Raw genomic sequence first — 11486 nt, forward strand, 5'->3', positions numbered from 1 at the left:
CTATGTTAAGTCAACCTACATTAATACTCGCTTCACAATCACCACGACGGGCAGAGCTGCTAAAACAAATTCAAATTCCGTTTATACAAAGGCCTGTCAACATAGACGAAACTCCAACTAAAGACGAAAAACCTGAACTTTATGTGCTAAGAATGGCCTTAGAAAAGGCCAAAGCATCATTACAGATAAGTGAAAGTAAAGATGTGGTGTTAGGGTCAGATACAGTAATTGCTATTGATGGCGAGATTTTTGGAAAACCAAAAGACCAAGCAGACTCAATGCGTATGCTAAGTATATTGTCGGATAATACCCACCAAGTATTAACGGCAATAGCCATTGTCACGGCCACTCAACACAAACATTTAGTGGTATCGACGCAAGTGACCTTTGGGTCTTTGAGTCAAAAACAAATTAAACAGTATTGGCAAACGGGTGAGCCTAAAGATAAAGCGGGGAGTTATGCAATCCAAGGGTTAGGAGGACAGTTCGTGAAACATATTCAAGGTAGTTATAGTGCGGTAGTGGGTCTACCCTTGTATCAAACTAAAACCTTATTAGCTGAGCTAGGGATCACTTATGAGTGCTGAATTATTAATCAACGTCACGCCATCTGAATCAAGAGTCGCGTTAATTGAAAATGGCATTCTGCAAGAGATTCATATTGAGCGGCATACTAAACGGGGATTAGTAGGGAACATTTATCGCGGTAAAGTAAGTCGAGTTCTACCTGGAATGCAAGCCGCTTTTGTTGATATTGGCCTAGACAAAGCCGCGTTTTTACATGCCTCAGATATTGCCTTCCACAACGAAGTAGAAGAAGTGGTTTCACCAAATGATATTGAAAAACCCGACATACGCGAATTAGTCAGAGATGGGCAAAACATAGTCGTTCAAGTGGTAAAAGATCAAATAGGAACAAAAGGTGCCCGACTCACAACAGACATTACTATTCCGTCACGATATTTAGTATTTATGCCCAGTGTTGAACATGTAGGTGTTTCACAACGCATCGAGGAAGAAGAAGAAAGAGAAAGATTAAAGAAAATCGTCCAAGATTTTTGCAGTGAAGATGGCGGCTTCATTTTACGTACAGCCGCAGAAGGAGTAAAAGAACAAGAATTAGTACAAGATGCAAAATTTTTACGACGTTTATGGGAAAAGATTGGCTCGCGACTAAAAAATAAAACTCACATGCTTTATGAAGATCTCCCCCTGGCAAGACGGGTTTTAAGGGATTTTGTAGGCACAGAACTTGACCGTATTAGAGTAGATTCCAAGTTAAGCTTTCAAGAGCTGCAACAATTCACCAAAGATTATGTACCGGAACTTAATAAGTTACTTGAATATTACCCTGGCGATCGCCCTATATTCGACCTGTATGATGTGGAGAACGAAGGGCAACGCTCACTCGAGCGACGAGTCGATCTGAAATCTGGTGGATATTTAATTATCGATCAAACTGAAGCTATGACGACTATTGATATTAATACAGGCGCATTTGTAGGACATCGTAACTTAGAAGAAACTATTTTTAACACTAACATTGAAGCAACTCAGGCTATTGCAAGACAATTGAGACTCCGAAACTTAGGAGGCATGATACTAATCGACTTTATCGATATGACAGTCGAAGATCACAAAAGACGCGTCATGCATAGCTTAGAAGTTGCTACAGTTAACGATAGAGCCAAAATAAACATTCACGGTTTTACAGCCCTTGGTTTAATTGAAATGACTCGCAAGCGCACCCGGGAGAGCTTAGAACATGTACTCTGTGGAGAGTGCCCAGTCTGTAAAGGACGGGGTACAGTAAAAACCATTGAAACCGTTTGTTTTGAAATCATGCGAGAGATAGTTAGAGTCAATCGAGCTTATGATGCTGATAAGTTTGTTGTATACGCGGCACCAAATGTGACAGAAGCTTTATTAGGAGAAGAGTCACATATGCTGGCAGAATTAGAGCTGTTTGTGAGTAAACAAATAAAAGTCCACACAGAATCTTTGTATAGCCAAGACAAATTTGATGTGGTGATGATGTAATTAAACCGAATACAAAAACGCAATCAACTAAAGTGAAAACTAACCATAAATCTGCGTCATTTTATGTCGCATACATATTAAAAAAACTCTGGGGCTTAGCCGCTCTATGCCTTGTATTGGTTGCAGTTTGTCTCACTTTATTGCGTTATTCCTTGCCATACATGAACGAGCAAAAACATCACCTTGAAAGCTGGTTATCTGAAAGAGTGGGCGCAGAACTTACCATTGCTGAAATCAGTGCTCAGTGGAGAGGCTTAGGGCCTGCGATCGTATTACGAAATATAGAGTTGACTAAAAATCAGCAATCTCCCGTAAGCCTACTAATCGATGAAACCGCCATTGAAGTTGACTTTTGGCAATCTATACTTGCCATGCAAATTAAATCAAATGAATTTGATTTACGTAATATGCAGCTCTCATTGGACTTAACAACTTTAAAAACAGGTCAATCCAGCTTCCCAATAGTAGAAGCCCTCGAAGAGCTATTTCTACAGCAACTCCAATCGTTTTCGGTAAGTGACAGTAAAATAATTCTCAATACTTTAAAAGGGAGGCAAGTTGTCTTAATTGACCAAGTTTCTTGGTTAAATAGAGATGAACATCACCAAGGAACAGGCCAATTACAAATCGAAGAAATAGCCAAAAATTCAGCATCTTTCGTATTGGATCTATACGGTAAAAGTAGTGAAATGTATGGTACTTTTTATGCTGAAGGTAAAGAAGTAGACCTTTCTCCATGGATTCAACAATGGGTAACTAGTAAACACGAACTAGTTGAAAGCAGAGGTAGTTTTGTGATGTGGGCCGACATACAAAATAAAGCCATTAAATCTGTACAACTGGATTTAGCTAACAGTCGCTTTGGCTGGAAAACACCAAAGGGCAGCCAGCCATCTAAAACCTTAGAAGCCAACATATTGCAAGGTCAAATTAATGGTAGCCCTATTAATGACGATTGGGTGTTTAATTTTGACAACCTAACCTTGCAAGTAAACGATCAAGTTTCAGTATCCAATTGGAAAGGGAAAATAGATGCTCTAGGTAACGCATCAATACAGCACCTTGCGCCCATTAAACTTGCCACTCTGTTACCGATGTTAGCACTAAGTATAAAACATGAAGATATGCTGCGACTCGAGCAAATGCAGCCAGAAGCTACCCTAAATAATCTATTCATTCAGCGAACACTCAAAGGTAATTTAGCCATAAATGCCGCTATAGGAGATCTATCTTGGCAGCAACATGATTACCTACCAGGAATAAGTGACTTAGACGCAGATTTCAATTGGAATGACGGTAGTGGCAAATTAACAATAAAAAGCAAAAGCGGCACACTCTTTATAGATAACCTATTACCTGAAAACATAGACTACCAAAGACTTTATGCAGACTTATACATTCAGACCTCTCCAGAGGGAATACAGTTTGAAACTGATAATGCTGTGTTTAAAAGTGACCTCATCACCTTCCATCCAGATTTTTCATTAGATACAAGCAATGGATACTTGGCGTTCAAATCTACAATTGATCCTATTCACGTATCTGCACTGACACAACTTTACCCAATAGAACAAAAAGGTAAGAAAACCCGAGATTATTTAGTAAATGCCATAAAAGATGGTTTTATCAACAATGCCCAATTATTGTGGCATGGTGTAATGTCAGATTTTCCATTTACAAATAACCAAGGGATATTCCAAGCACAGTTTGATGTGACCGACGGACAGTTTAAATTTGCTCCGCAATGGCCCGTGCTAAGCAATATTTCCGCTAACTTACTGTTTAATAACGAAAGTTTAACTATTAAAAGCCAACAAGCTAATTTAATGGACGCAGTTTTAGTAGACTTAACCGCATCCATACCCTCATTTAAAAAAAATGCCACCCTCAAGATTGCAGCAAAAGCGAAAGCCACTGGACAAGAAGCGAGTCTATTGATTTCACAAAGTAACTTGGCGAACACATTAGGTAAAACCTTACAACAAGTTATAGTTGAAGGCCCTGTGACTACAGATTTAGATTTAAACATACCCTTAACGGGCAAAAACATTATCGCAAAAGGCGCTGTAAACCTGCTTGGTAATAGTGTCAGCATTCCAAATTTAAATTTATCTCTGTCTGAAAGTCAGGGACAACTTACCTTTGTAAATAGCAAAATTAACATCGAAAAAATAGATGCGCGGTTATTTGAACAGCCCATTTCGCTTACATTAACAGGAGACCAACAAGCCTCTGGGTATCACACAAATATAGAAATAGCGGGTAATTGTGAAATCACACCTATACTGAAAGAGTATCATCCGCCGCTTGCCAACTACCTAACTGGAAGCGGAGAATGGCAAGCCAATGTAGCATTAACTATCCCTAGTCAAGGCTTTCAATATACAGCAAAGTTAACTAGCGACTTAAAGGCTCTGCAGTCTTCATTACCCAAGCCTTTTTCCAAACAAGCTGAGCAAGCCCTGCCCTTAATGATAACTAGCGAAGGTAACCAACAAGCGTCTACTGTAAGTATTTCCCTTGGAGAGGAAATTGAATTTAACGGTATATTGCCCCATCAAGAAAAACAGTTTTCACGGGCGCACCTAGCGATCGGAAAGAGTGACTTAATTGGGATGGGGCTCGGTTTTAGTATATCAGCAGATGTTGCCGAATTTGACGCAACACCTTGGTTCAACACTATACGTACGTTACTGAGTGAAAACTCACCAAGTGATCATAAACCTATACTTGAAGCCCCGAAAAGAATTTTTATTAATGCAGATGTCGCTACCATCTCCTCCCAGAAGCTGAGTAATTTTGAAGGTATTGCAAAAAACACCGCAGATAGCTGGTTATTAGATATTAATGCCAAGCAAGCCAGAATGGATATTGCATTTCACAAAGATTGGTTAGAACAAGGCATAGATATTAATGCAGACTTTATCGCCCTAGATAGCTGGCAACCTGAAGTGAAAAATGATTATGCCACCACAAGTACAGTATCAATTGAAGATTCAATCAATTCTTTACCACCTATTAATTTTTCATGTCTACGTTGTAGCTTTATGGAAAATGATCTAGGGAAAATAGATATTAAGTTATCCCGTTCGACCACTGGTATGAAGATCGACAATATTAGAGTCGATAATGGCCATGGTTTGTTCTTTGGAGCTGGGGATTGGTTTATAACGAACGGCAAAAGTAGCACTAGGCTACAAGGTGAATTTCATAGTTCAGATTTTGGTGCATTATTAAAAGGCTTCAAGATAAATTCAGGTGTAAAAGACTCAAAAGCACAGTCAACCTTCGATTTAAGTTGGCAAAAAGCCCCTTATGACTTTAATTTCGATACCTTAAATGGACAGATTGATTGGCGCTTAAGTGACGGTTACATCACGGAAATTACAGATAAAGGCTCACGGATATTTAGTATCCTCAGCTTTGAATCTTTAGTACGTAAATTAAAACTAGACTTTAGGGACGTATTTGCAAAGGGTTTTTTCTACGACAAAATTAATGGCAGTTTTCAAGTTCATGATGGTATAGCAGACACCCGAGATACAATAGTGGATGGAGGCGCAGGTGAAATTATTATGAAAGGGTATACTGACTTAGCCGCCAGAGAGCTAAATTATAACATCGAGTTTACGCCAAAGATCACCTCAAGTTTGCCAGTCATCGTCGCATGGATGGTCAATCCAGCTACAGCCATTGCAGCATTAGCCATCGACCAAATGTTAACATCTGCAAAAGTCATCTCTAACATTAACTTTTCACTAACGGGTACCATAGACGCCCCAGTCATTACTGAGTTAGGCCGCGATAGTCGAGAAATCGTTCTACCCGCTCAAAAAATACCTGCGCCTCTCCAACCGACAGATCAAGAGCTCAATGTCCCAACAGATATTGATGTTCCCAAAGAGGACCCAATTAGTGAGTAATCTTGTTGCCATTCAAATGAACTCTTCGAATAATGTTGAAGAGAATTTACTATTTATTGAACAACAATTACAGAACGTATTGGTTGAGCGTCCATGCTTAGTGGTTTTGCCAGAATGTTTTGCCTGTTTTGGAGCAAACGAGCATCAACTTCTCGACATAGCCGAAGATCTCGGTCATGGGCCAATCCAAAGTAAACTAATGGCATTAGCCAAACAAAACGAAGTTTGGTTAGTCGCAGGCAGTATGCCAATTACTTGTAACTTAAAAGAAAAATACACTGCTTCTTGTTTACTAATTGATAGTGATGGACAACTTGTTGAAGAATATCAAAAAATTCACTTATTCGATGTTCAAGTTGCCGATAATACAGGTAGCTACTTTGAGTCTCGTGACACCCAAGCAGGAAACAAACTAGTCGTTGTTAACACCCCTTTCGGTATTTTAGGCCTAGCGATCTGTTACGATATTCGTTTCGCGGCTATGTTTCAGGCAATGGCAGACATACATAAGTTGGATATTCTAGCTCTACCCGCTGCTTTTACACAAAAGACCGGCAGCGCACATTGGGATGCGCTACTAACTGCCAGAGCTATTGAAAATCAATGCTATCTAGTGGCCGCTAATCAAACTGGCGAACATAGGAATAAGCGACAAACCTACGGGCACTCCTGTATCATCTCTCCATGGGGTGAAAAGCTAGCAGAACTCCCAACCGAAACAGGGGTAATTCAAAGCCCAATTGACTATAATTTATTGACTGAAATTCGCAACAATATGCCAGTCTACCAACACAACAAATTCAGGAGTCACCTTGTCTAATCTAGTGGAAACTAACTTATTGGATGCGTCAGATTTAACTCGTTCCAACCTTGAAACAGCACTAGATAGTATATACAAGCACGACAACGATTTTGCTGACTTATATTTTCAAGCCAGCCAACATGAAACTTGGGTATTAGAAGACGGTATCATTAAAGAAGGTAGCTACAATATTGAACGTGGCGTAGGTGTACGTGCCGTAAGTGGTGAAAAAACAGGGTTTGCTTACTCAGACGAGATATCCCCTAGCGCATTATTAAAAGCATCAAAAGCAGCACGGAGTATTTCCAGCTCAGGTGGTACACACCAAGTTAAGTCACTCACCCCTTCCAGCCAGACAGCAAGATACCGTGCAGATAACCCCCTTTTAGGCATGCAAGATCAAGAGAAAATAGCGTTACTCCGTTCAGTTGACGCGTATATACGTAAACAAGAAAATGCGCTAACCCAAGTGATAATTAGTATAAGTGGGGTGTACGAAGAAATTCTTATCGCTGCGACAGACGGTACATTTTGCACCGATATTCGCCCATTAATTCGCTTAAATTGTTCTGTTTTAATGGAAAAAGACGGCCGCAGAGAAAGAGGCAGCGCTGGAGCTGGCGGGCGTTATGCTTATGATTATTTTTCAACAGAGCAGGGTGGTAGACCTAAATATCAACAAGTAGCCGATGAAGCCATTCATATGGCAAGAGTTAATATGCAAGCCGTCGCTGCACCAGCGGGGAAAATGCCAGTAGTGTTAGGCTCCGGCTGGCCTGGCGTGCTATTGCACGAAGCGGTTGGCCACGGTCTCGAAGGGGACTTTAATCGTAAAGGCGCATCAACATTTAGTGGCCGCATTGGCGAGCAAGTTGCAGCAAAAGGCTGCACAGTTGTTGACGATGGTACATTGGAAAATAGACGTGGCTCACTAAGTGTTGACGACGAAGGCACGCCTACACAATACAATGTATTGATTGAAGACGGAGTTCTCAAAGGCTACATGCAAGACAAACAAAATGCTCGCCTAATGGGAGTTGCCCCAACAGGTAATGGCCGACGTGAATCTTATGCGCACTTACCCATGCCTCGAATGACTAACACTTATATGTTGGGCGGTGAACATAGCCCCGAGGAAATTATTGCCTCTATCGACAAAGGCATATATGCCCCCAACTTTGGCGGCGGACAAGTAGATATCACATCGGGTAAATTTGTATTTTCTACTTCAGAAGCTTACTTAATCGAAAACGGCAAAATCAGTACACCTATAAAAGGCGCAACACTAATTGGTAATGGCCCAGAAGCTATGCAGAAGATATCTATGATAGGGAATGATTTAGCTTTAGACAAAGGTGTAGGTGTATGCGGAAAAGATGGCCAGAGTGTGCCTGTTGGCGTAGGCCAACCCACCTTAAAAGTTGATGAATTAACCGTAGGCGGAACGGCTTAGCTTTTATATAAGCAGCCCTAAAATGGCAATTAAAAGGCTTACTCTTTCCCTCAAAATTTAATCTATCTATTAGGAATACATTGTTCATGGCTAACTTGTTTCGTAAAACATTAACGTCGTTTGTTTTTTGTAGTGCATTGGTTGGCACTCCTGCTCTTGCCGCTGAGCAAGTAAGTAATAACCCCTTGCTATACTCTCTCGCTTGGAAGCAAGCGTCTGCTGAATATGAGGCCCTCTATTATCAAGGTTTTAATATAGCGAAAATGCATGTGGAGTTGGCTTTGGCGAAACATAAGCAAGGGGATAAACCTCTTGCTATCGTTTCTGATTTTGATGATACCTTGGCACTACCTCTTGCCTATTGGGGGCATTTGGTAAACAAAGACATCGACTTTTTTGACGATGCTATTTGGGATAAATGGATCCCAAAGAATGAGATGGTCGCCTCCCCAGGGGCTAAAGAGTTTCTTGAATTCTGTCACAGAAATGGAGTAGAAATATTTTATATTACAAGCCGTGAACAGGGTGAGAATACCTTTGAATATGCATTGGGTAATATTCGTCATTTAGGGTTTCCGTTAAAAGACGAGTCTCATCTAACCGTGTTAAGAGAAAGCTCTAACAAAGAGATTCGCCAAAATGAAATAATGAAAGGCTATGATATTGCAGTGTTTCTCGGCGACAATCTGAATGATTTTCGTCGTAAGTACTATATTAAAGGTGATGTTGAAGGTCGTAAGAAAAAAATGAAAGAAGACCGTACCCTATTTGGTAGAAAATATGTTTTATTTCCTAACCCAACAGATGGTCATTGGATGGCAAGCATTTTTGGTGAGTCCGAACCTGAAGCGAGTGATAAAAACCGCGCTATGCTAAAAGAGGCCGCTGCTGGTATTCGATAAACATAGAATGAATGTTAAAAACAATCTTTCAGCCTCAATAGTGGCTAGCTTTTTCATTTAATTACATAGTAATGTGAAATAAAAAAACTAGCCTCTAACGTTAAAAAAGATAAGTCAGATATTACTCACCAATCTCTTGTTTTAAATACTTAAAAAGATCTCTTGAAGCCTTCGGTGGCTTATTTTCAGATTTTTGTTTATTGGCTTGACGCACATACTGCCGCAATTTTTGCCTATCAAGTATTGGGTGATCTGTAATCACCTCTTCTATTTTACTATCGCCTTCGGCCAAAATAGCATCACGAAGTAATTCAAGTTCATGAAAAGCATCATTTAACTTTTTATGAGCAGACTTAATATTTAACATTGCTTGTTCTATTGGTGCAATGTCTTGATGGCGCATAATCTTTCCAATCAATTGTAATTGACGACGATACCCCTCTTTTTTACGCAAAATTTTGCGAGCCAACATCACCGCATCAAGCAGCTCTGCTTCCATAGGGATTTTGGCTAATGATGACTGTCCAAGGTGAACAAGAGACTCACCCAACTTTTGTCTTTCAAGCATTTGCGCTTTGATTTGCGTTTTACTGAGTTGTTCAGCTTCTTCGGATACGTCAAAATCATCTTCAACGTCTTTGTTTTTTTTAGGTGCAACCATGGCTTTGTCTTTAGTGATACACTAACAAGGATTGTAACCCCCAAAGCAAGAATAAACTACAAGCAAAATCATTCATAAGGTCTTGAAACCAGTATGATTACAATAACTGCTTGAAACATAGCCGAAGATTGATAACGAAGGTCTCATGCAACAACAATTAACAGAAATTCAAAATATCGTAGAAGACGTATTAAAACTGGCCAAAGATAAAGGCGCCACTCAAGCAGAAGCCAGCATGTCCAAAGTGGAAGGTATAGCCGTCTCTTCACGGCTTAAAGAGGTAGAAACCGTAGAGTTCACTAACGACGGAGGCCTAGGAGTTACTGTTTACCAAGGCCAAAAAAAAGGGAGTGCCTCAACTGCCGACCTATCACCAAAAGCGCTACAACTGACCGTTGAAAAAGCCATAGAAATTGCCAAACACACTAGCAATGATTCTTGTTCAGGCTTAGCTGAGAAATCCTTAATGGCTTTTAATGCTCCAGATTTAGATTTATATCATCCAGTAGAGTTAGATACCGAGTTAGCCATCAAACGAGTAATAGCTGCCGAAGCCAGCGCATTAAGTGTTGATGAGCGTATTACCAACTCTGACGGTGCTTCGTATAACGCCAACTTAGGGACTAAAGTGTATGGCAATACTCATGGACTTAACGTGGGCTATAACAGCAGCCGTTATAGCTTAAGCTGTGTGGTTATTGGTGAGCAAGACGGAGATATGCAACGAGACTATAGCTACACTGTCGGTCGCGAAACATCATCTTTAGCTAGTCCAGAACAAATAGGAAAAGAAGCGGCTAAATTTACCTTAGACCGTTTAGGAGCTCGTAAAGTAAAAACCTGCAAAGTACCTGTATTATTCGATCGTGAAATTGCTTCGGGTTTATTTGGTCATCTGATTAGCGCGATCAGTGGTGGCAGTTTATACAGACAGTCATCGTTTATGCTAGACAAGTTAGGACAGCAAATTTTACCTGATTGGTTTGAGATTAACGAAAAACCACATATATTAAAAGGTTTGGCCAGCTCTCCTTTTGACCATGAAGGTGTAAAAACTCAAGACATAAATGTAATCAGTGAAGGAATCCTCAATCATTACTTATTGACGAGTTATTCCGCTCGTAAACTAAAAATGCAAACCACTGGGCATGCGGGCGGCATCCACAACTGGTTTATTAAACATACAGGTGAATCAGACCAAGCTTTACTGCAAAAATTGGGTACAGGCTTACTAGTTACCGAACTCATGGGACAAGGAGTCAATATTGTAACGGGAGACTATTCACGCGGTGCAGCAGGGTTTTGGGTTGAAAACGGTATAATTCAATATCCAGTTCACGAAATCACTATCGCTGGCAACCTTGCCGATATGCTAATGAATATTGTAGCCATTGGTGCAGTTCAAGAAACCCGTGGCAGTATACAGACAGGCTCAGTCCTAATTAACGAAATGCAGATTGCGGGTGAATAGATTACTTCAAGAAACTACAATTAAATTAAAGAGATAGCTTTTGAATTATTGAATAGTTTGGCATAATTTTTAAAACTAAAGAGAATATTTCATTAGCTATAACTTTGCTAAGTTGGTTGGCTCAAGACGCACTTAAATTAGTTGAGACCTTAGCTAAATTTCAAACGGAATGATTGCCTAAATATATATAAAATTCTGTATTTGGCAGCAGTGATACTTAGTGTAGGTTAACCC

Annotated in this window: 8 protein-coding genes; 7 read left to right on the forward strand and 1 reads right to left on the reverse strand. The window is 40.1% G+C overall.

Translation table 11 applies throughout. From position 1 onward, the window contains the following. The first annotated feature begins 2 nt into the window (after positions 1–2). The 6 genes from ABJD71_RS05295 (at position 3) to ABJD71_RS05320 (ending at position 9120) form a co-directional block, all read left to right on the forward strand. Positions 3–587: a Maf family protein gene (locus ABJD71_RS05295; protein WP_348165655.1), complete on the forward strand. Its 585-nt coding sequence runs from the start codon at positions 3–5 to the stop codon at positions 585–587. Continuing rightward, positions 577–2040 carry a ribonuclease G gene (gene rng / locus ABJD71_RS05300; protein ID WP_348165657.1) on the forward strand — a complete coding sequence of 488 codons (1464 nt, stop codon included), beginning with the start codon at positions 577–579 and terminating at the stop codon, positions 2038–2040. Before ABJD71_RS05295 ends, rng begins: the two co-directional genes overlap by 11 nt. A gap of 32 nt (positions 2041–2072) precedes the next feature. Then, a complete protein-coding gene (locus ABJD71_RS05305; protein ID WP_348165659.1) occupies positions 2073–5963 on the forward strand; it encodes a YhdP family protein in 3891 nt (1296 codons plus the stop codon). After that, entirely contained in the window at positions 5956–6783 is an 828-nt protein-coding gene (locus ABJD71_RS05310; RefSeq protein ID WP_348165661.1) for a carbon-nitrogen hydrolase family protein, read from the forward strand. Before ABJD71_RS05305 ends, ABJD71_RS05310 begins: the two co-directional genes overlap by 8 nt. Beyond that, positions 6776–8218, forward strand: a complete 1443-nt coding sequence (gene tldD / locus ABJD71_RS05315) for a metalloprotease TldD (RefSeq protein WP_348165664.1) — start codon at positions 6776–6778, stop codon at positions 8216–8218. Before ABJD71_RS05310 ends, tldD begins: the two co-directional genes overlap by 8 nt. Positions 8219–8304: 86 nt before the next feature. Then, positions 8305–9120 carry an HAD family acid phosphatase gene (locus ABJD71_RS05320; protein WP_348165667.1) on the forward strand — a complete coding sequence of 272 codons (816 nt, stop codon included), beginning with the start codon at positions 8305–8307 and terminating at the stop codon, positions 9118–9120. A 121-nt stretch (positions 9121–9241) separates the two neighbouring features. Here ABJD71_RS05320 and yjgA read toward each other — a convergent pair whose 3' ends face one another. Next, on the reverse strand, positions 9242–9781 hold the full coding sequence (yjgA, locus tag ABJD71_RS05325; protein WP_348165670.1) for a ribosome biogenesis factor YjgA: 540 nt from the start codon (positions 9779–9781) through the stop codon (positions 9242–9244). Between the two features lie 145 nt (positions 9782–9926). Here yjgA and pmbA point away from each other — a divergent pair, with 145 nt between their 5' ends. After that, on the forward strand, positions 9927–11252 hold the full coding sequence (gene pmbA / locus ABJD71_RS05330; protein ID WP_348165673.1) for a metalloprotease PmbA: 1326 nt from the start codon (positions 9927–9929) through the stop codon (positions 11250–11252). Positions 11253–11486 lie beyond the last annotated feature (234 nt).

The organism is Paraglaciecola sp. (assembly GCF_039943935.1).
In the GTDB taxonomy this organism is placed as follows: domain Bacteria; phylum Pseudomonadota; class Gammaproteobacteria; order Enterobacterales; family Alteromonadaceae; genus Paraglaciecola.

Coding starts and splice junctions, on each gene's coding strand:
- ABJD71_RS05295 (WP_348165655.1), top strand. CDS start 3: ATGTTAAGTCAACCTACATTAATACTCGCTTCACAATCACCACGACGG.
- rng (WP_348165657.1), top strand. CDS start 577: ATGAGTGCTGAATTATTAATCAACGTCACGCCATCTGAATCAAGAGTC.
- ABJD71_RS05320 (WP_348165667.1), top strand. CDS start 8,305: ATGGCTAACTTGTTTCGTAAAACATTAACGTCGTTTGTTTTTTGTAGT.
- yjgA (WP_348165670.1), bottom strand. CDS start 9,781: ATGGTTGCACCTAAAAAAAACAAAGACGTTGAAGATGATTTTGACGTA.
- pmbA (WP_348165673.1), top strand. CDS start 9,927: ATGCAACAACAATTAACAGAAATTCAAAATATCGTAGAAGACGTATTA.